Annotated in this window: 16 protein-coding genes; 9 read left to right on the top strand and 7 right to left on the bottom strand. The window is 65.4% G+C overall.

Annotated features, from left to right (window positions below; all coding sequences use genetic code 11):
- Positions 1-12: 12 nt before the first annotated feature.
- Positions 13-2379 carry a S9 family peptidase gene (locus tag KV697_RS00965; RefSeq protein WP_219019729.1) on the bottom strand — a complete coding sequence of 789 codons (2367 nt, stop codon included), beginning with the start codon at positions 2377-2379 and terminating at the stop codon, positions 13-15.
- 96 nt (positions 2380-2475) lie between these two features.
- Here KV697_RS00965 and KV697_RS00960 point away from each other — a divergent pair, with 96 nt between their 5' ends.
- Positions 2476-5412, top strand: a complete 2937-nt coding sequence (locus tag KV697_RS00960) for a TonB-dependent receptor plug domain-containing protein (protein WP_219019728.1) — start codon at positions 2476-2478, stop codon at positions 5410-5412.
- 53 nt (positions 5413-5465) lie between these two features.
- Here the strand turns inward: KV697_RS00960 and KV697_RS00955 are convergent, their stop codons facing one another.
- Complete coding sequence (locus KV697_RS00955) at positions 5466-6647, bottom strand: ROK family transcriptional regulator (RefSeq protein ID WP_219019727.1); 1182 nt, start codon at positions 6645-6647, stop codon at positions 5466-5468.
- Between the two features lie 63 nt (positions 6648-6710).
- Positions 6711-7592: a DUF6528 family protein gene (locus KV697_RS00950; protein ID WP_257575499.1), complete on the bottom strand. Its 882-nt coding sequence runs from the start codon at positions 7590-7592 to the stop codon at positions 6711-6713.
- A gap of 112 nt (positions 7593-7704) precedes the next feature.
- Between KV697_RS00950 and KV697_RS00945 the strand changes: the two genes are divergently transcribed.
- The 3 genes from KV697_RS00945 to KV697_RS00935 all read left to right on the top strand — a co-directional run bounded on the left by KV697_RS00945 (position 7705) and on the right by KV697_RS00935 (position 13424).
- A complete protein-coding gene (locus tag KV697_RS00945; protein WP_219019726.1) occupies positions 7705-10389 on the top strand; it encodes a TonB-dependent receptor in 2685 nt (894 codons plus the stop codon).
- 194 nt (positions 10390-10583) lie between these two features.
- A complete protein-coding gene (locus KV697_RS00940; protein WP_219021153.1) occupies positions 10584-12182 on the top strand; it encodes an ABC-F family ATP-binding cassette domain-containing protein in 1599 nt (532 codons plus the stop codon).
- A 9-nt stretch (positions 12183-12191) separates the two neighbouring features.
- Complete coding sequence (locus KV697_RS00935) at positions 12192-13424, top strand: FAD-dependent oxidoreductase (protein ID WP_219019725.1); 1233 nt, start codon at positions 12192-12194, stop codon at positions 13422-13424.
- Here KV697_RS00935 and KV697_RS00930 read toward each other — a convergent pair whose 3' ends face one another.
- Positions 13425-13736, bottom strand: coding sequence for an ArsR/SmtB family transcription factor (locus KV697_RS00930; RefSeq protein WP_219019724.1), 312 nt, complete (start codon positions 13734-13736; stop codon positions 13425-13427). It abuts the gene before it with no gap.
- Between the two features lie 131 nt (positions 13737-13867).
- On the opposite strand from KV697_RS00930, the gene KV697_RS00925 reads away from it, so the two are divergent.
- Positions 13868-14602, top strand: a complete 735-nt coding sequence (locus tag KV697_RS00925) for an SDR family oxidoreductase (RefSeq protein ID WP_219019723.1) — start codon at positions 13868-13870, stop codon at positions 14600-14602.
- Between the two features lie 135 nt (positions 14603-14737).
- Here KV697_RS00925 and katG read toward each other — a convergent pair whose 3' ends face one another.
- On the bottom strand, positions 14738-16963 hold the full coding sequence (gene katG, locus KV697_RS00920; RefSeq protein WP_219019722.1) for a catalase/peroxidase HPI: 2226 nt from the start codon (positions 16961-16963) through the stop codon (positions 14738-14740).
- 340 nt (positions 16964-17303) lie between these two features.
- Here katG and KV697_RS00915 point away from each other — a divergent pair, with 340 nt between their 5' ends.
- From KV697_RS00915 to KV697_RS00900, 4 genes are all read left to right on the top strand, one after another.
- Entirely contained in the window at positions 17304-18821 is a 1518-nt protein-coding gene (locus KV697_RS00915; protein WP_219019721.1) for an ArnT family glycosyltransferase, read from the top strand.
- Positions 18822-18870: 49 nt separating this feature from the next.
- Positions 18871-19344 carry a nuclear transport factor 2 family protein gene (locus KV697_RS00910; RefSeq protein ID WP_219019720.1) on the top strand — a complete coding sequence of 158 codons (474 nt, stop codon included), beginning with the start codon at positions 18871-18873 and terminating at the stop codon, positions 19342-19344.
- A gap of 89 nt (positions 19345-19433) precedes the next feature.
- Complete coding sequence (locus tag KV697_RS00905; RefSeq protein ID WP_219019719.1) at positions 19434-19901, top strand: YaiI/YqxD family protein; 468 nt, start codon at positions 19434-19436, stop codon at positions 19899-19901.
- Positions 19902-19960: 59 nt separating this feature from the next.
- A complete protein-coding gene (locus KV697_RS00900) occupies positions 19961-20548 on the top strand; it encodes an FKBP-type peptidyl-prolyl cis-trans isomerase (protein ID WP_257575498.1) in 588 nt (195 codons plus the stop codon).
- A 131-nt stretch (positions 20549-20679) separates the two neighbouring features.
- On the opposite strand, the gene KV697_RS00895 is transcribed toward KV697_RS00900, so the two are convergent.
- Complete coding sequence (locus KV697_RS00895) at positions 20680-21048, bottom strand: response regulator (protein WP_257575497.1); 369 nt, start codon at positions 21046-21048, stop codon at positions 20680-20682.
- Between the two features lie 14 nt (positions 21049-21062).
- Positions 21063-22835, bottom strand: a complete 1773-nt coding sequence (locus KV697_RS00890; RefSeq protein WP_257575496.1) for an HWE histidine kinase domain-containing protein — start codon at positions 22833-22835, stop codon at positions 21063-21065.
- Positions 22836-22867 lie beyond the last annotated feature (32 nt).

Below are 22867 nucleotides of genomic sequence, written 5' to 3'. Positions count from 1 at the left end.
GCATTCCCGCCCTCAGTGCCGGGCCGCGCCGGGCGCCAGGACCGGGGTCTGGGGCGGGTTTTCGTCCAGCAGGTTGCGGGTGAAATAGTCGCGGAACTTGCGCCAGAAAAAGGGCTGATAGACCGAATGGCGCGTGTTGGGCAGGATCACCAGATCCACGTCACGGCCCGCATCGATGATCGCCTTGGCCAGCCTCAGGCTTTCGGTCACCGGCACATTGTCATCGATATCGCCGTGAACCAGCAGCAGCTTGCCCCGCAACTGCCCCGCCACCGCCATGTTGGAATTGCGTTCCCAGGTTGCCGCGTCGGCATTGCCCATCGACGCCTCCGGCCACCATGCCTTGTCCAGCCGCAGGTCGTGATTGCCCGACCAGGCCAGCCCGACCTTGAAGAATTCCGGCCGCCGCAACATGAAGCGCGCCGCGTCATAGCCACCCGCCGACCCGCCATAAACGCCGACCCGGCTGGCATCGATCGAGTGGTAGCGCGCCGCCATCTGGCGGATCATCGCGATATGATCGTCCAGGCCGACCTCGCCCAGATTCTGGTAGGATGGCGCACGAAACGCCTTGCCCCGGCGGGAGGTGCCGCGCCCGTCGATCATGACGACCACCGCCCCGATCTGCGCCACGCTGGACGAACTGGCGGAGATCGTGTCGCGCCAGCCGACCGGGACCTGGGTCGTCGTCGGGCCGGTATAGACATTGTCGATCACCGGATAGCGCCGGGTTGGGTCGAAGCCGATCGGGCGGTAGATCATGGCGCGTAGCGGCGTGACGCCATCGGCCGCGACGCCGTAGAAAGGTTCGGGGGCCTGATAGCCGATCGCCCGCAGCGCGCCGTCGTCCGCCTTGCCCAGTTCCGCGACGATCCGGCCATCGGCGGCATCGCGCAGGACGGTGCGGGTCGGTTGGGTCGGGCTGGACATCGCATCGACGAACCAGCGGCCATCGTCGGACACCGTGACCTCATGATCGAGAGGCTCGGGCGTCAGCAGCCGGGGGGCCGCGCCGTCCATCGTCACGCGGTAGAGCGCACGGTAATAACGGTCCCGGTCCGCCTCTCGCCCGACACCGGTCAGCAGGATCGTCCGCGAGGGAGCATCGACATGCTCGACGCTCGTCACTTCCCACGCGCCACGGGTGAGCGGATAGCCCTGATCCGGCGCGTCGGGGCGGACGAGGTAAAGCTGCGCCCAGCCGCTGCGCTCGGACACGTCCAGTTCGCCGCCGAGCGCGGGCGCCGCCCGGAAGAAGCTGGAGGTCACGAAGACCAGCGGATCGCCCTTCTCCCGCGCGACCACTTTCGCCGCACCCGTGACCGGATCGGCATTGTAGACGCGCAGTTCGCCATAGCCGCGCTGGGTCCAGACCGACCGGACATGATCCCCCTCCCAATAGAAATCGGGGTCCTGCGGATAGAGGATCGCCTCTGACGGGATATCGAGCATCACCGGCTTGGCACGGCGATGGCGCACCGCCTGCTCGACATCGATCACCAGTTGCTGCGCCTGGGGCAGCTTCGCCCCGCCCGCCAGCGGATAGATATATTGGAAGGAACGCGGATAGAGGCTGCCCGGCGGATTGGCCTGGGTGATCGACAGGCGCGGCACGTCACGCGTGTCCAGCCGCCATGTTGCGATCCGGCGGCTGTCGGGCGACCATTTGACGGAGACGGGCATGGGCGGCTCCTCGGTGCCCGCCTTCAATATATCAGGCAGCAGCGCGATACCGCGTCCATAGGGCTGGTCGCGGGTGCCGTCGCTGGTCAACCGCACCTCGCGCCCCGACTTTCGCTCCCGCGCATAAAGGTCATAGCCATGGGCGACGACCTCGAACCGGCCATCGGGCGAGACGACGCCCTCCCCGTCCGGCGGCCCCTTGGCGGCTTCGGTCAGCGTTCCATCCGCCGCCAGCGTCCAGCGGCGATCCATTTCGGTGAAGCTGAAGACGCCCGTAGCCGGATCGAAGGCGGGTTGCTCGACCGCCAGCGATAGCGGGTCGACGGGCTTGCCGATCTTCGCGGCCAGCAACGTCGCCAGCCGCGCCTCGTCCACGATCTCGCGCCCGGCCTGGCTTCCCAGGTCGAGATAGCGCAGCATCCGGTGGCCCTGGATACCGGTCCGGTAGAGCAGCCCCTTGTCCCACTCCGTGAACACGGCGCGCAGCGAGGCATTGGCGAGCAGGGTCGACAATTGCGGCCAGAGCAGCCGGTCCGCACGGGCATAGCGCTCGGCTATGGGGACGGCCGGAGAGGTCGCGGCGGCACCGCCCGTTGGCCTGCCGTGCGACCATGCAGGCCCGACCGGCAAGGTGAGCGACAGCGCCAGGGAGAGGCGGAGCGCGTACGAACCCAGTCCGGCTTTCCACTGTGGCATAAACGTAACACAGCCCCTTTTTGAACAGTACGTCACTTGACACCCCGTCGACGACTATATTCTGTATACGAAATACATCAGCAGGGGGCAAGCGACATGATCGATCGGAAAAAGGCGATTCGCACGGCGTTGATGCTGGGTTGCGCGTGTTTCGCACAGCAATTGTGCGCACAGACGACGACGCGTTCGACGGACGATGCACAGACGCAGAGCGATAATGGCGATGGCAGTGGCGACGTGCTGGTCACGGGTTCGCGCATTCGTCGCGACGCCAAGGACAGCCCCGCTCCCGTCGCGGTGGTCACGGCCGCCGAAATCCGGTCGGTGGGATCGCAGCAGATCACCGATGTCGTGAACCAGCTCCCGGCGCTGGCCATCACCCAGACCAACCAGACCAGCAATCTGGCGGGCAATGCCGGCATCAACGCGCTCGATCTGCGGGGCATGGGAACGCAGCGGACGCTGGTGCTGGTCGACGGCCATCGCCAGGTGCCCGCCATCCCCGGCACCTCGGCGGTCGATCTCAGCAACATCCCCTCCAGCCTGGTCGAGCGGGTCGAGGTCGTGACCGGCGGCGCCTCGGCGCTGTACGGCGCGGATGCGGTGGCGGGCGTCGCCAACTTCATCCTGAAGAAGAATTATCAGGGGCTGGAATCGAACGTCCGCTACAATGCGTCGACCCGCAACGATATGAACCAGTACGGGTTCGATCTGCTGGCGGGCACCAATTTCGCCGACAATCGTGGTAACGTCACCTTCTACACCTTCTACGACAATCAGCCCGAGGGGATCAGCGGCGCGGACCGACCCTGGACGGCACAGGGCTATCCCTATTACGGCAAGACCAAGACCGCGTCGAAGAACACCATCTATGACGGCAACTTCAACATCTACTCTTCCAACTCGGCGCAGCTGATCCTGAACAAGCAGCTCTATGCCGTCGCCGCAAACGGTACGTTGCGCGCGCCAAATCTGGGACCACAAGGGTTCCTCAATCCGCAACCGGTCAACATGGCCAATACCAGCGAAGCGCTGGGCACGTTGCTGGCCGGGGACGGCAGCGAATATCATGGCCGCTATGACGGCTGGCTGCTCTCGGTCCCGTCCGAGCGTTTCTCCACCCGCCTCGCCAGCCATTACGACTTCAGCGAGGCGTTCAAGCTGTTCGGCAATGTCAGCTTCTCGCGCAACTTCTCGACCGCCGCCTATGCCCCGCTGACCGCCTTCGGTTATGACGCGGTTCCCGCCGACAGCCCCTATATCACCTCGCAGATGGTCGCGGCGGCCGGCGGCACGATCCCCGCGGGCGGCGTCAACTTCGCGCGCCGCGTCATGGAGGTCGGCACGCCCGAAACCCAGTATCGCCGCAAGATGGTGCAGGCCGTCGCCGGAGCCGAGGGCGATTTCCGCCTGCTGGCGCACAACTGGAACTACACCGCCTATTACTCTTACGGCCGGTCCGAACAGCAGGTGCGCGACTTCAACGCGACCTCCTATGCCCGCTGGTATCAGGGGCTCGACTCGACGACCGACGCGGCCGGCAACCCGGTCTGCCGCAGCACGCTGACCAGCCCCGGCGACGGCTGCGTGCCGATCAATCCGTTCGTCACGCTGACCCAGCCGATGATCAACTATATCCAGTACACGTCGAGCTGGGCGAAGTCGGTCATGACCCAGCAGGTCGCCTCCGGCTATATCTCGGGCGGGTTGTTCGACCTGCCGGGTGGCCCGGTGCAGGCGGTGATCGGCGCCGAATATCGCAAGGAGCGCAACGATATCGGCGTCGCGGCGGAGTATAACGCCGACAGCCCGCGCTACGACCCGACGCTGGGCGTGACGCAGATGCCGCTGGTCGGCAATTACAGCGTCAAGGAAGCCTATGGCGAACTCCATGCGCCGATCCTGCGCGCCACCCCGTTCTTCGACAGCCTGTCGGTCGACGGCGCGGTACGCCTGTCGGACTATAGCACGGCGGGCCGCACCACGACCTGGAAGCTGGGCGGCGAATGGGCGCCGATCCGCGACATCCGCTTCCGCGCCACCTATGGCCAGGCGGTGCGCGCCCCCAATATAGGCGAGCTGTTCACCGCGAGCAGCGTCGGCGGCATGTGGGTCACGGACCCTTGCAACGCCTATAACCTGGCCAACCGCATCACCCGGACGCAATATACCGCGGCCAATTGCGCAGCGATCAAGCCGACCGACCTGAGCAACTACTGGATCTACCGCGACATCATCTCGAAGGGCAATCTGGCGCTGAAGCCGGAAACCGCGCGGACGCTGACGGTGGGTGCGGTGCTCCAGCCGCGCTTCATCCACGGCCTGTCGCTGACGGTCGATTATTACGATATCGATCTGCGCAACGCGATCGACGCCTTCGGTGCGCAGACCCTCATCGACAAATGCGTCGACCAGCCGAGCCTGAGCAACGTCTTCTGCTCGCTGGTCACGCGCGATGCGGGCAACAACATCAAGTCGGTCGTCACCCAGAAGCTGAATCTGGCGCAGTATCTGACGCGCGGCCTGGACTTCGGGCTGAACTACGCCACCGATCTGGAACGGCTGGGCTTCGGCGCGGGGGCTGGCAACCTGTCGATCAACGCCAACTACACCCGGTTGCTCAACCGCCGCTATACGCTGGACCCGAGCGACCCGAACACCGTCACCGAATATCGCGGCGTGTTCGGTAGCCCGACCTGGAAGGGCGTGATCCGCACCACCTATACGCAGGAGAACTGGGGCACGACCTGGACGCTGCGCCACTTCTCGCCGATGAAGGCCGCGAGCACGATCACCTCGGCCAAATATGATCCGGTCTTCACGCCGAACGTCTTCTACAACGACTTCTTCGGCTGGGTGCGCCTGAACAAGAATATCGAGCTGTCGGGCGGCCTCAACAACGCCTTCGACCGCAAGCCTCCGCGCATTCCAGGTGCCGAAGCGGGCGGTGCCAATTTCGAGCTGAGCTATCAGGCGGGCGTCTACGACGTGATCGGCCGGACCTTCTTCGTCGGGCTGCGCTTCACGCGCTGAGTTTGTCCGACTGACGGGGGCGTCGATGATCGATGCCCCCGTCCCTATCGTCCTCAACCCGCAAGCGGCGTCGCGCTGGCCTCCGGATCGAAGAATGCCGCGCGCAGGGGCAAGGTCGCCGCGCCGATGGCGGCGGCATCGCCCTCCATCGAGGACGACACGATCGCGGCGGCGGGGCGATGATGGCCGCGACGTTCGGGATTGGTGATTACGATCCGCTCGGCGATCCGCTGCGCCAGTGACGCGGGCAGGCGCCCGCCCAGCACGATCATCCCCGGATCGACCGTGGCCGAGATGGCGGACGCGACCAGATTGAGCGACGGCAGGCTGCGCTCCAGCCAGGCGTTCACGGCGGGATGGTTCACGTCGAACGCGCCGAGCATCGTATGCAGGTCGGGGAAGGCGGTGCCCATGTCCTGAAAGGTCAACCGCAGCACTTCCAGATTGGGCTGGGGCCAGTCCAGCGGCAGGATGGATGCGAACTCCCCCGCATTGCCATGCCGCCCGCGCAAGGGCAGCCCGCGCGAGATGACGCCGCCGCCGAAACCGGCGGAGAAATAGAGATAGGCGAAGTCGCGCATGGTCCGGCCATGGCCCAGCATCGCCTCGCCGATCGCGGCGACATTGCCGTCATTGTCGATCCACACCTTTTGCCCCAGCGCGTCGGCCAGAATGGTGTCGAGCGGCACCAGCGCCCATGGGTCGAGCAGGCGCGGCGGGTTCAACCGCGCGCCGTCGCCGATGAAATAGCCGGTCACGCCGATCCCGATCCCGACCAGCCTGGACCGGTCCAGCCCGGCTTGGCGGATCGTCCGGTCGATCATGCCGCGTATCTGACGGCAGGCACCACGAATTTCGATGTCAGCCAGCTTTTCGCTCGATGCCGCGCGCACCTCACCGGCGAGGTCGAGCAGTATCAGCGAGACCGCGTCGGTCATCACCGATAGCCCGACCGCAAAGGCCGATGCACCATCGAGCGTCAGCTTGGCGGCAGGCTTGCCGACGCCAACGGCGACCGGCTGCGCTTCGTTCAGCAGGCCGCGCGCGATCAGCGGCTCGACCAGCCGGGTGATCGAATGCGGCGCCAGCCCCGTCAACCGGGCCAGATCGGCCCGGCTGGCCGAACCCTGGCGCGACAACAGCTCCATCACGACCCGCTCGTTCGCGGTCGCGGTGCGCCGTCCATCCTCACGCAGGAACTGGGGCGGAAACCCGCCAGCGGTGATCGCGCTCATGATGGGGAAAGACCGTGTGGCCGCGCCGATGTCAACCGACCAGCGGCGCGGCCCCGTGCCGTTTCACGGAAGCCAGCGGACCTTGTAGAGCTTCAACCCCGGCGTCTCGAACCGGCGCGGTGCGCTGGCATCCCGGTCGGCGACGGTGAAGCCATGCGCCCACCAGCTTTCCTCCGCCTGCACCCATGCCATGGCATCCCGCGCGACGCTGACCGCCTTGACCCGCAGCTTGGGGTTGAGGGCGGGGATCGGCGTGAAGCGACTGCTGCCCGGATCGAACGTCCAGGCACCGTCATCGGTGGTCACGACATAATCGCCCTCCGGCGTCGGCGACAGGTCGTGGCCGTCCCGCCGCCCCGGCAACGTCCAGCGTGCGGTCTCGGTCAGGCGCGGCCCGGCAGCGCCCGTATGGAAGGAAAATGCCTGGATCAGGTCGTGAGACATGGCGAACAAGCGATGCCGCTTCGCATCCCACACCGCGCCATGCCCCGAGGGGAGTGGCAGGCTGAACAGCGGCTGTTCGCTGCGGGACAGCTTGTAGAGTTGCAGGCGATCGCCGTCCTTGTTGATCGACAGCGCAACCGCGACATAGCCGCCGGGCAGCAGATCGGCCGAATGCGCCATGGGCGCGGTCGCCCGGAACCGGACCCTGCCGCTCGCCCGATCGATCAGCACGACCCCGCCGGTCGAGGCCGTCACCAGTATCGCCCTGCCCCCCTCCACCGGCTTGCAGTCGTCGATATGGGCAAGCATCGTCGTGCGATAGGCGGTGGGCAGGTCGACTGCGTCCGATGCGGTCCACTGCCATATCTGGCGAGCCTGATCTCCTGACGGCGCATATTCGCGAATCCGGTCGTCACCACAGGCATAAAGCCGGTCGGCAGCGGCCACGCCGGTACTCGCCGCCAGTCCGACCACCGCGATCAACATACGGAATTTCAGCATCTTTCCCGACCTCATGGATGACGATGGCACGTCTTCATACCCCTCGTCATAGATATGTCACTCATAGTGCTTAATAGGCCTTCGACCTGTTCGGGGAAAGAGGGGAAAGATGATGAAAGCGGTATTTGCGGTAAGGACCCTGGCGTTGCTGTCGTCGGCGCTCGCCGTGCCTGGTTACGCGCAGATGGTGCAGGCGACCGCGTCGTCGGACAAGGGGACGGACGCCGACATCGTCGTCACCGGCGCCCGGCTTCAGGCGATCAAGGACATTGCCGCCAAGCGCAGCATCGACGTCATTTCCGACAGCATCAGCGCGGACGAGATCGGCACATTGCCCGACTTTGGGCTGGGCGAGGCGCTGACCCGCGTACCCGGCATTTCGACGATCCAGAATAACGGGCGGGGCGAAGCGCAATTCCTGTCGATCCGTGGCCTCAACGCGGATTACAATCTGGTCGAGATCGACGGCGTGCCGCTGCCCGCCAACGAGATCAGCCGCCGCAACGTCTCGCTCGACGTCATACCCTCCTCGCTCGCCGCTCGGGTCGAGGTCTATAAGTCGATGACCGCCGCGATGAACGGCAATGCGATCGGCGGCATCGCCAATCTGCGCACCCGCAGCGCCTTCGACAATGGCGGCAAGCCGTTCCTGGGCGGCCGCTTCGACATCGGCCGCTGGGATTTCCAGCGGGTGCGCGGCGGCAACCTGCCCTCGGGCCAGGCGGAGCTGGTCGGCGCGACGACCTTCGGCCCGGACAAAAAATTCGGCATCGTCGTCGCGGGCAGCTATTTCCGCCGGGTCAGCGCATCGCTGGACCCGGCCAGCACGAACCCGCTCTATGTCGATCCCACGACGGGCCAGAAGCTCAACCCAGCGACCACCGATGCGGCCGATGCCTTTGTCGTGCCCTCGGTCCGCCGCTGGCTGCAATATGACAATCTGCGCCAGCGCTATGGCGGCTTCGCCAAGCTGGAGTTCGACGATCATGCGATGTTCAAGGGCGCGCTGACCGTCGCCAAATTCTATCACACAAATGACGAGGACCGGCAGGCGAACAGCGTCACGCCGCAGACCTCGGTAACGGCCGCGACCGGCAAGTTCGCCAACATCACCGGCGTCACCGCGACCAGCGGCACGGTGGCGAGCGGCAATTACGCACAGGTCGACGACGCCCGCTTCTTCCAGAAGCGCGGCATCCAATATGCCGATTTCCACGGCGAACTGACTCCGGCCAGCCATATGCTGGCCGATTTCGGGGTTAACTATGCCATCGCCACCTATCATCAGGATGCGACGACGTCGGTCTTCCGCGCGCCATCGGGTGCGAACCTGGCCTATGGCTATACGCTGACGCCAGGCGGCTTTCCGCAGTTCAACTTCGCCAAGCCGGACTATGTCTTCAATCCGGCCAATTACGCTATCTACGACTATCAGGTCGCACCCGACGATCAGAAGGAAAAGGCGTTGACCGGACGCGCCAATCTTCAGGTCAACACCGGTGCCGACGATCGCGGTTTCGGATTTGCAACGGGCCTGTATGCGCGCTTCCTCGACCGCCGCTACGATCGCGACGTGATGGGCTATACGCCCGCTTCGGGCGCCACCAGCCTGACGCCGTTCGTCGTACCGCAAAGCTACACGCCCTATAACGGCAACGGCCAGCGCATGATCTTCCTCGATCCCGCCGCGGTCACCCGCTTCGTCAACGCCAATCCGGGCAAGTTCACCGCCGATCCGACCGACAGCCAGACCGGGCTGCAATCCGACTTCACCCTGACCGAGGATATCAAGGCCGCCTATGTGATGGGCCGCTATGCACTCGACACGCTACGACTGACCGGCGGCGTGCGTTACGAGGCCACCGACCTGTCGACCGGCTCCTACGCTCTCACCACGAGAGGCAAGGCGACCCAGCTGACCTATGGACAGCAGGGCCAGCATTATCATGACTGGCTACCCTCGGCACAGCTCGACTGGAATGCGACCGATGCCCTGCGCGTCCGCGCCGCCTATAGCCGCACCCTGGCGCGTCCCAATTACAGCGATCTGGCCGGGCGGCAGACCATCTCGATCAATTCGACGACCAGCTTCGTGACGATCAGGACCGGCAATGCCCAACTCCGCCCGCGCCGCAGCGACAATTACGACGTCAGCCTGGAATATTACGTCAATCGCGACGTAATGTTCTCGGCGGCAGGCTTCATCAAGCGCGTCCAGGACGAGATCCTGACCGTCAGCAACACCGCGCTCCAGCCCTTCAACGGCGTCACCACCCAGGTGACGACGATCCAGCCGATCAATGCCAGCGGCACCGTCATCCGGGGCGTGGAACTGAACGCCGTCGTCACTCGCATGCGCTTCCTGCCCCACCCGCTCGACGGCCTGGGCTTTTCCGCCAACATCACACTGCTCGATCCCACCCCGCCATCGATCGTGATGGCCAACGGCACGCGCCGCCAGCTGTCCAGCCTGAGCGAGAGCGCCGATGTGGTCGGCAATGTCCGCGCATTCTACACGCTCGGCCCGATCACGGTGCAGGGCGCGTGGAACCACCTATCGCCGCTGCTCATCACGACTTCGACCACCGATCCGACGCAGGACGTGCGCTACAAGGCCAGCGACATCTTCGACGCCCAGATCCGGGTGAAGCTGTCCCGCGCGCTGACCATCGTCGCGCAGGGCAAGAACCTGTCCGACAACCGCCCGACCCGCGTCACCGGCCCCGCTTTCGGCCTGCTCAGCGAGGAGCTCGTCAACGGCCGCGCTTACTATATCGGGGCGCTGGTGCGGTTCTAACCCGATCGGGGGGAGCCGCAAACGGCGCAGGAAGAGGCAGTGCGTGATGCTGGCCACGCTTGGCTGACTCCGGCGCCGGGTGGCGTGAGCGGCCAGCATCCGCTATAAGGGTGGCGATAACGAAGGAGCCACGCCCGTGAATGACCGGAAGAACAGCGCCAACCGCCCTGCCCTCCGCGTCCGTCACGGTGTCCATGTCCAGCTTCCTCACACTTTCCGATCTCTCCGCCGCCACGCCTGACGGCCGACTGCTTTTCCAAGACCTGACCCTGTCGGTCGGTGCGGAGCGCATCGGCCTGGTCGGGCGCAATGGTTCGGGCAAGTCGACGCTGCTGCGTATCGCCGCTGGCGACGCCCCCTTGTCGGGCACCGTCCATCGGGCGGGTACGGTCGACCGGCTCGTCCAGCATTGGCGCGAGAGCGATAGCATCGCCGAAGCGCTCGGCGTTCAGGAACCGCTCGCGGTTCTGGCACGGATCGAGGCCGGTGACGGTGATGCGGCGGACTTCGATGCCGCCGACTGGTCCCTTCCGGCCACGATCGATGTCGCGCTTGCCGAGGTCGGCCTGGACGGCGTCGTTCTCGACCGCGCGATGGGCAGTATGTCCGGCGGCGAGCGCACGCGGATCGGGATGGCGCGGCTGGCGATCGCCAAGCCCGACCTGTTGCTGCTCGACGAGCCGACCAACAATCTCGATGCCGACGGGCGAGCCGCTATCGGGCGCTGGATCGCGGGTTGGCGTGGCGGCCTGCTGGTCGCCAGCCACGACCGCGCGCTGCTCGAAGCCATGGACCGTATCGTCGAGCTTAGCCCGATCGGGACCCGGATCGTCGGCGGCGGCTGGTCGGCCTTTGCCGCCGCGCGCGACGCGGAGCGCGCGCTTGCCGAGGCCGAACGCACCCGCACCGACGCCGCGCTTCGCACCACCCGCCTGGCGGCCCAGTCGGCGCGCGAGGCGAAGGACCGCCGCGACAAGGCCGGACGCGCCTTCGCCGCCAAGGGATCGGAACCGAAGATCCTGCTCGGCGCCCAGGCGGAGCGGGCGGAAAACAGCGGCGGTCAGGGCCGCCGCCTCGCCGAACGACAGATGGAGGAGGCGGTAAAGGCGCGCAACGATGCCCAGGCGCGGGTCGAGGTGTTGACGCCGCTGACCATCGACCTGCCCGCCACGGGCCTGCCGTCGCAGGCCGAGTTGCTCATGATCGAGCAAGTGACCGTCATGCGCGGCGAGCGACGCCTGGGTCCTTGGTCGCTGACGATCCGGGGTCCGGAGCGGATCGCGCTGACCGGACGTAACGGCGCGGGCAAATCGACGCTGCTGCGCCTGGCCTCGGGAGACCTCACGCCCGATACCGGCACTGTAAGGCGGCGCGGAGATCGGATCGCCATGCTCGACCAGCATGTCGGTCTGCTGGACGCCGGTGATACGATCGTCGGCAATATGCGTCGCCTTCATCCCGCATGGGACGAGGAAGCGGCCCATGCCGTCTGTGCGCGCTTCGCCTTTCGCAACCGCGATGCCCAGCGGATCGTCGGCACGCTATCGGGCGGCGAGCGGCTGCGGGCGGGGCTGGCAGCAGCGCTTTCGGGACCAAGGCCGCCCTGGCTGCTGATCCTCGACGAGCCGACCAACCATCTCGACATCGAATCGATCGAGGTTCTGGAGTGCGCGCTTCAGGGGTTCGATGGGGCCTTGCTGGTGGTCAGTCACGACACCCGCTTTCTCGACGCGATCGGCATCCACCGGTTCGTTTCTGTCAAAGATGATGCCGACGCGGCCAATCGCGGTTAGGCTGGCGTGATGCAGCGTCTTCACATCGCCATTGCGGGCTGTGGTCCGGCGGGTCTCGCCACAGCGTTGCTGCTGCATCGCGACGGCCACCATGTCACGCTGTTCGAGCGGTTCGATGCGCCCCGCCCGGTCGGATCGGGGCTGATGATCCAACCGACCGGCTTTGCCGTTCTGCGCGAACTGGGGCTGGCCGAGGCACTGCTCGACCATGGCGCGCGGGTCGACCGTCTTCACGGCGAGGCGGGAAGCAGCGGCCGGGTCGTCCTCGACGTGCGCTATGCCGCACTCGGCAAACGGGCGGGCTTCGGGGTCGGCGTCCATCGCGCAGCCCTGTTCACCCTGCTGCATCGGGCGATCGCGGCCGAGGGGATCGCGATCGAAACGAGCTGCGCCATCGAGGCCAGCGAACTGGCGGCAGGCGGACGCCGGCTCCTGCGGCTGGCGGGAGGACGCCGCATCGGGCCGTTCGACCTGATCGTCGACGCGCTCGGCACGCGGACGCCGCTCGCGCCGCCCTTTGGTCGCAAGCTGGCCTATGGAGCGCTTTGGGGGACGTTCGACTGGCCCGCCGATGCCGGGTTCGATCCCGGCGTACTGGAACAGCGGTATCGGCGGGCGAGCGTAATGGTCGGCGTGCTGCCAGTCGGGCGATTTCCCGGCGAGCAGCAGCGACAAGCGGCGCTCTTCTGGTCATTGCGCGCGGACCGTCTCGCCGCATGGCGGGAGGCCGGGCTGGAGGCCTGGAAGGCCGAGGTGTCCGCGCTATGGCCGGCAACGCAGGGATTGCTCGATCAGATCGGATCGGCGGATCAACTGACTTTCGCCCATTATGCGCATCGCACGCTCTCGGCGCCTGCCGAGACGGGGATAATCCATATCGGCGACGCCTGGCATTCGGCCAGCCCGCAACTGGGACAGGGCGCGAACATGGCATTGCTCGATGCCTATGCGCTGGCGCTGGCGTTGCGGAGGTCGCCGGACCTCGCATCGGCGCTCGACCGGGCGATCGCGATGCGACGGCGGCATGTCCGCCTCTATCAGGCGCTGACCGCGCTGTTCACCCCCGTCTACCAGTCCGACAGCCGGGTCATCCCCTTCGTGCGCGACCGTATCGTTGGGCCGTTGTCGAAGCTCTGGCCCGCGACGCGCATCCAGGCGGCGATGGTCAGCGGACTGATCGGCGACCCGCTGACGCCCTTGTTCGGCCAGCGGACCGCACCCGAAGCTGCAATCGGTCGATAATCATGCGGCCCGGTTGGCGAGGACCGCGTCGAGCAGACCGGGAAAGCGCCGGTCGAATTCGGCGCGTCGCAGCGTGTTGATCATCTCGCGCCCGGCCTGCGTCGTCTCGATCAAGCCCGCCGCGCGCAGCAATTTCAAGTGGTTGGACAGCGTGCTTTTCGGGATGGACTCGCACGGGGCGGCGTCGGTGCAGCTCAACCGCTCGGTCGCGGCGAGACGCGCCACCATGGCCAGCCGATTGGGATCGGCCAGCGCATGCAGCGCCAGATCGAGCGGAACGTCCTCCAGCCGGGGATGGGTGAAGCGGGGCATGACGTCGATATAGGGTATCCCCGCAAATTTAATAGTTCGGCATTATTGAACTGTTGAACCATCACCCCATCTCCCATCCTGCCGACAGCGCACGATGCCGTGATCGCGGGCCAGAATTTTGGAGAATTCACATGTCAGTTCAGGGCAAAACAGCGCTCGTCACCGGCGGATCGCGCGGCATCGGCTCGGCCATCGCCAAGCGGTTGGCGGCCGAAGGCGCGGCGGTTGCGATCACCTATGCTGGTAACAAGGCGGCAGCCGACGCCACGGTGGCGGCGATCGAGAGCGCGGGCAGCACCGCCTTCGCCTTTCAGGCCGACGCCGCCGATCCGGCCTCGCAGCGTGCGGGCGTCGAACAGGCCGCCGCGGCATTGGGGGGGATCGACATCCTCGTCCACAATGCCGGGGTGGCCGAATTCTCCTCCATCGCCGAGGACACCGACGAAACCTATGACCGCCAGTTCGGGGTCAATGTGAAGGGCCTGCACGTCGGCACCCGCGCGGCCCTGCCACATCTGCGCGACGGCGGCCGGATCATCCTGATCGGCAGCATCTCGGGCGAGATGGCCTTCCCCGCGACCACGGTCTACAGCGCGACCAAGGCGGCGGTCGCGGCACTGGCGCGCGGCTGGGCGAAGGACCTCGCGTCGCGCAACATCCTGGTCAACACCGTGCAGCCGGGACCGATCGACACCGACATGAACCCCGCCGACAGCGATTTCGCCGGGCAGGTGCTGGGGGCCATCCCGCTCGGCCGCTACGGCAAGGTCGAGGAGATTGCGGGTGCCGTCGCGTTCCTTGCCGGGCCGGATGCAAGCTATATCACCGGCACGACCCTAAACATCGATGGCGGCGCGACCGCATAAATTGGATGGCTGCCCTTCCCCATCATGGGAGAGGCAAATGCGCTACGATCCGACACGGGAAGCAGAAACAAAAAAGGGGCGTGGCGGCCGGACCTGTGTCCGGGCACGCCACGCCCCCTGATTGCACCGACCGGCTTAACTGGCTTGGTTGGCCGATACCGGCTTCGAGGTCACGTCGAAGCGATCGGCGTTCATCACCTTCACCCATGCCCGCACGAAGTCGCGCACGAACTTTTCCTCATGCCCGTTCTCGGCATAGACTTCGGCGGTCGCGCGCAGCTGCGAGTTCGAGCCGAAGATCAGGTCGGTGCGGGTCGCGCGCCACTTTTCCTGACGGCCGCCACGGTCATAGCCGATGAACTTCTCGTCGCTCGACGCATCGACCAGATCCCAGAAGGTATCATTGTCGAGCAGGTTGACGAAGAAGTCGTTGGTCAGCTGCCCCGGACGATCGGTCAGGACGCCTTCGGGAGCGTCGCCGACATTCGCGCCCAGCACGCGCAGGCCGCCGATCAGCACGGTCATTTCCGGCGCGGACAATCCCAGCAGCGCCGCCCGGTCGAGCAGCAGTTCCTCGGTCTTCACCGGGTTGCGAGTCTTCAGATAGTTGCGGAAACCATCGGCCTGCGGCTCCATCCACTTGAAGCTTTCGACATCGGTCCATTCCTGAGTCGCGTCACCGCGACCGCCCAGGAACGGGACCGACACGTCGAACCCGGCATCGCGCGCCGCCTTCTCGACCGCCGCCGAACCGGCCAGCACGATCGCATCGGCCAGCGACAGGTCGCCGCGCAGCTCGTTCAGCTTGGCGAGCACCTTCTGAAGCTGTTCCGGCTCGTTGACCGCCCAGTCCTTTTGCGGCGCCAGCGCGATGCGGGCGCCGTTCGCGCCGCCGCGATGGTCCGACCGGCGATAGGTCGATGCCGAAGCCCAGGCGGTCTTGACCAGTTGCGCAACCGTCAGTCCGCTCGCGAGCACCGCGTCCTTGAACGCGGCCACGGCGGCGTCGGACGGCGCGGTGCCTTCCGGTACCGGATCCTGCCAGAGCAGCGTCTCTTCGGGCGCCTCCGGTCCGAGATAGCGGATCTTCGGCCCCATATCGCGATGGGTCAGCTTGAACCAGGCGCGGGCGAAGGCATCGTCCAGCGCCGCCTGATCGTCACGGAAGCGCAGTGCGATCTCGCGGAACTCGGGGTCCATCTTCAGCGCCATGTCGGCGGTGGTCATCATGGTCGGCACGCGCTTGTTCGGATCGCGCGCGTCGGGTGCCATGTCCTCGGGGTCCGGGTTGACCGGGGTCCACTGCTTGGCGCCCGCCGGGCTCTGCGTCAGCTCATAGTCATACTTGAACAACAGCCGCAGATAGTCGCCAGTCCACTTGGTCGGGTTGTTCGACCAGGCACCCTCGATGCCCGACGTCGTGATATGCCCCTGGCCGATCTCATCACTGTCGGTCAGCCAGCCCAGACCCTGCTGGTGGATCGCTTCCGCGGCAGGGTTCTTGAAGCCCGTGGGGGGCTTGGCGCCATGCGCCTTGCCGAAGGCGTGGCCACCGGCGGTCAGCGCGACTGTCTCTTCCGAGTTCATCGCCATCCGCTGGAACGTCGCCTTCATGTCGCGCGCCGAGGTCAGCGGGTCGGGATTGCCGCCGGGACCTTCGGGGTTGACGTAGATGAGGCCCATCTGGATCGCGGCGAGCGGCCCCTCCAGCTCGGGCAGTTCCTCGGTGATGCGGGTCTGCGCGCCTTCATCGACCCACAGCTCCTCGGCTCCCCAGAAGGTGTCACCCTCCGACGCATAGACATCCTTGCGGCCGCCCGCGAAGCCGAAGGTCGGCCCGCCCATGCTCTCGATGGCGACGTTGCCCGCCAGGATGAACAGATCGGCCCAGCTGATATGCTTGCCGTATTTCTGCTTGATCGGCCACAACAGGCGACGCGCCTTGTCGAGGTTGCCGTTGTCCGGCCACGAGTTGAGCGGCTCGAAACGCTGCTGGCCCGACGAAGACCCGCCGCGCCCATCGGTCACGCGATACGTACCGGCGGCATGCCAGGCCATGCGGATCATGAACGGACCATAATGACCATAGTCAGCCGGCCACCACGCCTTGCTGTCGGTCATCAGCGCAAGCAGGTCGGCCTTGAGCGCGGCATAGTCGAGCGTGTTGAACGCCTCGGCATAGTCGAAATCCTCGCCCATCGGATCGGGCGAGATGCCGTGCTGGTGCAGCATGTCGATCGGCAGCGCATCGGGCCACCAGTCCTTGTTGGTCCGCCCCAGCAGCGACCGCGCCTTCACCTCGCCGCCGCCCTTGCCGCCCATCGGGCAGCCGCCGCTCTTGGGCTGTTCATAATCGGCCATCTCGGTGTCCTCTTTCCACCATGTTACGTTGGATACGAAGGTGCCGCATTCGACTAAAATCTGTCCAATCGATTATTCATGCCGGTAAGATCATATTAATCGATCAGCATAGGCTCAGACTTATCGACTGAACTCCGGTTGTCGAGAGCAGTTGCGACACGGCACGCAGGGGCATTTGCAAAGCGCTCGGCCGTGCAGCTCGCGTGGCAAATGGACGGTTCCCGATACCAGCGGCGTCGGCGAAATCGTGCGGTCCGCCCCCTATTGAACTCCGGGCTTTGCTGCGTTAGCCAGTTAATACACTCAAACATATGGGCAGGCAGGCTTGGAATATCAGCGGATGGGGACATCGCGGTCGAAACCGGAGACGACAGCGCTCGCCGCTGCGGCCCTGGTTGCGATTTTCCATCTTGCGCTGGGTGGACGATACGACCTGTTCCGCGACGAGCTGTACTTCATCGTCTGCGGCCAGCATCCCGCCTTCGGTTATGTCGATCAGCCTCCGGGCGTGCCGATCATGGCCGCCTTGCTTTACAAGCTCGGTCTTGGGGCCTGGGGCCTGCGCATTCCAGCGGCGCTTGCGGCAGGCGCACTGGTCTGGCTCGCGATGCGCTTTGCCCGACAGCTGGGGGGCGGGCGATCCGGCGAAGCGCTGACCGGTCTCGCCTGCGCCATCGCGCCCATGTTCATGGGGATGGCGGCGACACTGAATACATCCGCGTTCGAGCCGCTGGCCTGGAGCGCCATCGCCTGTCTGTTCGTGCGCGCCGATCGGCAGGGAAACGACCGCGCCCTGATCGTGGCCGGAATTGTCGCGGGGCTCGCCCTGCAGATCAAATATGCGATGGTCTTCTGGATCGTGGGACTGGGCGTCGGCCTGCTCTGCACGCCGCAGCGGCGTCTCTTCCTCCGGCCCGCCTTATGGATGGGCGTGGCCCTGGCGGCGGCGATCGCGCTGCCGTCGTTTCTCTGGCAATATGTCCATGGCTTTCCGTTTCTGGAACTGGGCGCCGCCGCGAAGGGAAAGAATGCGGACATTCCGGCGCTGCCCTTCCTGATCAACCAGCTCATGGTCATGAACCCCGTCCTCGCGCCCTTGTGGATCACGGGGCTGATCGCGCCGTTTTTCGTTCGCCGCCTGCACGACCTGCGCTTTCTGGTCATCGCCGCGATCGTGGTCGTCGTCATCGTACGGCTGGGTCACGGCAAGGATTATTACCTCGCTCCGCTCTACCCGACATTCTTCACGATCGGCGCGATCACGATAGCATCGGGCCTGAACGGCGCGATCGGCAGAATCGCCATCGGGATCGCAGGCACGGCGGCTTTGGCCTTTTCCGCCTTGGTCGCCCCGCTGGCCTTGCCGATCCTGTCGCCACCCGCCCTCATCGACTATATGCGTCATCTGGGCGTCGCGCCGCAGCAGCAGGAACGCAGCTTCAAGGGCACCGCCCTGCCCCAGGTCATGGCGGACCAGCTGGGCTGGCGCGATTTCGTGCGACAGGTGGAGGCCGCATGGAACCGCATCCCGGCCGCGCAACGTGCCTCAACCGTCATCAAGGTCGAGAATTACGGGGAAGCCGCGGCGCTCGATCTGTATGGCCAAGGCCGTCTTCCCGTGGTTAGCGGCCACAATCAATATTATCTCTGGGGCCTGCGGGGACACCGGCCGACTAACATCCTGTCGGTGCAGGGCGACATGGCCGGACTGCGCCCCTATTGCCGCTCGGCGACGCTGCTCGACACCACCTGGTCGCGCTATGCGATGGCGAATGAGAACGGCAAGGTGATCGCGTTTTGCGAAGGGCTGACGCCCAGGCTGGAAATGCTGTGGCCCGAGTTGAAGAACTTTTCGTGATCGAGGCCGAACCCCAACGGTACGTCAGGAAATCGACAGGAGCATGAGCATGATGACCGCCATCGCCCTCACCGCATCGCTTGTCGCGTCATCGGTAGCAACGCCGACCGACGGCTTGGCCCAGGAGATCGGTGCGCTCGATGCAAAGGTGTTCGACGCCTATAATCGCTGCGATCTGCCGACCTTCTCCGACTATTTCGACCCAGGGCTTTCCTTCTATCACGACACCGGCGGAGCGACGTTCGGGCGGGATGCCATGGTGGACGGCGTTCGCAAATATATCTGCGGCAAGGTCAGGCGAGAACTGATCCCGGCCACGCTCCGCGTCTATCCGATCAAGGACTATGGAGCGATAGAGGAAGGCGAGCACCGGTTCTGCGAGCTGGCGACCGGACGTTGCGAGGGTATCGCGAAATTCGTGATGGTCTGGGCGAAGCGGAACGGTGCGTGGCGGATCACCAGCGTACTCAGCTACGGCCATCGCAGCGCAACCCCCGAAGAACAGGAAGCCAGCGACAGATAGCTGGCACGGCGAGGGCAAAGTCCAGCGCGACCGGTCCAGGGGGGAACGCAACATTGCGCTCCGATCCGCAACCATGGCATGGCCGCGCCGTGGAAAACCGGCCCTATATCCTCGTCGACGCCGACGCCTGTCCGGTGAAGGACGAAATCTATCGCGTCGCCTACCGCCTGGACGTTCCGGTGACGGTGGTCAGCAACGCGCCGCTCCGCGTTCCACAGCATCCGTTGATTACGCGCATGGTAGTCGGCGACGGCTTCGATGCGGCGGATGACTGGATCGTCGAGCGCACCGACGCCATGGCGATCATCATCACCGCCGACATCCTGTTGGCCGATCGCTGCCTCAAGCTGGGCGCGGCCGTGATCGCCCCTAATGGCAAGCCGTTCACCACCAGCTCGATCGGAAACGCCGTCGCGGTGCGGGCCATCATGGCCGACCTGCGCGCGGGGGGCGATCGCGTCGGCGGACCACCTCCGTTCGGAAAGGAGGATCGCTCGCGTTTCCTCTCCGCACTGGACGCGTCGCTGATGCGGGCACTCCGTCAAGTGAGGCCCTAGGCCGCTCCCGCACCGGCGCGGCTTGATCTACCGGGCCGAGGCCGATTACGAGTGCGGCCATGATGTCCATTCCCCCCGCCCTTCATCGGCTGTCCATCGCCCTTCTGCTTTCCGCGACGGTGGCAGGCGCCTCAGCCCCGCTGGCGGCGCAGATCGGAAAGGTGGCAAAAGCCCCCGCCCCGAAGGCAGCGCCGGATGCCGGCATCATTCCCATGCCACTGACGCCCATCGTGCCCGCATCGCAGCGGTCTTGCGCCATGCAGACCCCGTCCGGCCTGGGCTATACGGTGCTGCGTGCGGCGAGCGGACCCAAGCCCCCTGCGGACGCGATGGTGCTCGTCAACTATATCGGCTATCTGAAGACGACAGGCGCAGTCATCGACCAGGCCATGCAGACGCCGATGCCGGTGAACGGCGTCGTCCCCGGATTTTCGGAAGGGCTGCAGATGGTCGGCCGGGGCGGCATCATGCGGCTCTGCATCCCCCCGGCGCTCGGCTATGGGGCGCAAGCCTCCGGACCGATCCCCGCCAATGCGGACCTCGTATTCCAGATCGAGCTTCTCGACTTCAAGACCGCCGCCGAGATCGATGCGCTGCGCAAGGCGGGCGACGCGGCCCCGACCCCACCCACCTCGCCAAAGCCGTGACGCTGGCGCCGGAAATACACGGTTGTCAGCCGAAGGTCGGTGCCATCAGAGACGTAAGCGGCGGGGCGTGATCGAGCCTGCGATTCCCGCTTAGCGAACGACTGTCACGGCGCCCATGGCTTTTGAAGAAGTCACGCCTGCGCCACCTCCTCGATCTGGCGCAAAAGACGGTGAGGATCGAAAGGTTTGGGCAGAAACGTCGCTCGCGCAGGCAATTCGCTTTTCGGGATCGGAACGTTACCGGATACGACGAACAAGACCGCCGGGGGGAAGCGCTCGCGAACATAATGTGCGAGTTTCACGCCATCCATTGACCCCGGCATTTGTACATCGGTCAGGACGACGCGAATTTCGTCGTGCGCATCAAGAAGGCGGATGGCTTCGTCGGCATTCTCCGCGTCGAAGACCCGCCACCCGGCATGGGCGAAGAAGTCGATTAGGTCGAACCTGACCAAGGCTTCGTCCTCCACGATCAGGATTGTTTTGCTGCCGATCGGCATACTCTGACCCACGCTTAATTCCCGGTCACGATAGCAGCGTCGGCGAGCCGCGCTTCCAGTTCAAACACCAATCCCTCAGGCCGATAGTCCGTCGCGGCCTTGCCACTGAAATAGGAACGCATGGATCGCTCTATCAGGACCGAACCAAAGCCTTTGCGTTCGGGTGGCGTGACCGCTGGCCCTCCCAATTCCTGCCAACGCACGGCCAGCGATGCATCCTCCCCTTCTCCGTCTATCGACCAATCCAGCGTCACCGTGCCGACGTCGTTCGACAACGCACCATATTTCGCCGCGTTGGTCGCCAATTCATGGAGCGCCAGCGCGAAAGCGACCGTCAGCTCCGACTTCAGCGTCACGGAAGGGCCGGACAGCAAGATCCGCTCGTCGATCCGGCCATGCGGTGACAGAGCCTGGATCGCGATCTCGCGCAGATCGGCCGAACGCCAGGAACTTCCGGTCAGCAAATCGGTCGCAGCGCCAAGTGCCACCAGGCGTGCGGACAGCGTCTGGCTTGCCGCCGCCGCCTCGGGGATGCCGCGCAACGTCTGCGCGGTTATCGACTGGACGACGGCAAGCACGTTCTTGAGACGGTGCGCCAGTTCGCCATTCATCAGGCGCATATCGTCTTCAGCCCGACGGCGTTCGCGAAAGTCGCGTGTGACCGTGCCGTAGCCGATCAGGGCGCCGGTCGCGTCGGTTATCGGAAAGACGGTGTAGAGGACCGGGATGAGCTCCCCGGTGCGAAAATGCCGGAAGTCCAGTTCGCCTGCCCAATGCCCATCCCGCTCGACCGCTGGGAGCACCTTATCCGCAACCGTCTCGACCTGTTCGGCCGGGAAGAAGTCGGCAATGGCAAGGCGATCGATATTGGCCTCCTCCAGGCCGACGAGCCGCTTTGCCGCGTCGTTCAGATAGAAGACGCCGCCGTCCAGACGTGCCATGCTGATGAAGTCGGTGCTGTTTTCGGCCAACCGCACGAAACGGTCGCGCTCTTCCTCACTGGCGCGCAGGTCCGTGATGTCGCGGGATACGGAGAGGATACGATCAGGGCTGCCATCCGGCCCGGAAATAGGACTGACCGCGACGTGCCACCATTTTGGCGTCCCGCGATAGGTGTCCGCTTTTCCGATGAAACTGGATGCTTCACCCCTGCAAGCCGATACGATCGAAGCCTTGGCGTCCGCGTTGCCGGTATCCTGCCAAAAATCCGGCCAGGGGCACCCGGCAACGTCGTTGAAGTCGCTGATCTCCATCACTCGCTGACCACCGTCGCTCATGAAAGTCAGCTTGCCGTCGAGGTCGAGCACCTTGATGCAATCCGTCGAGCTTGAAAGAACGCTGGACAGAAAGGCCTGCCGCTCGACCGCTAGCCGTTCGCTCTCGACCAGTTCCTCATTCAGCCGCCGCGCTCGCCGTAACGACTCCCTGAGTTCGGCGGCCAGCATGACGAGGGCGACGATGACGAGAAAGAACAGGGACGCCGCCACCCATTGCTCTCGCGGTATCCAGGTGGGGTGGGCAAGCGAGCCCAACGACATGACGCCGGTCGCTATGGATAGCACCGCGGCGAACAAGCCTGGCCCCTTCCCCATCACCAAGGTGATGGCCATCGTCACTGGAATAAAGAGCAGCCAGGGCAGCGTCGCGGGGACGAAAAGGATGCGCGCCAACCCCACCACGAGGACCGCGGTCGCCGTCAGCAGATATTGCGTCGCTGGCGCGAGCTGAAGTTGAAGTGACCAGATGACGATCCGATCGAAGAAACTGGTAGGCTGCGAACGGTTCATTCGGATACCCGGATGCGGACAGCCCCCTGGCG

Source organism: Sphingomonas sanguinis, from assembly GCF_019297835.1.
Classification (GTDB): domain Bacteria; phylum Pseudomonadota; class Alphaproteobacteria; order Sphingomonadales; family Sphingomonadaceae; genus Sphingomonas; species Sphingomonas sanguinis_D.
Note: the sequence above shows the minus strand (reverse complement) of the source record. Positions and strands in the feature narration are given on the sequence as shown.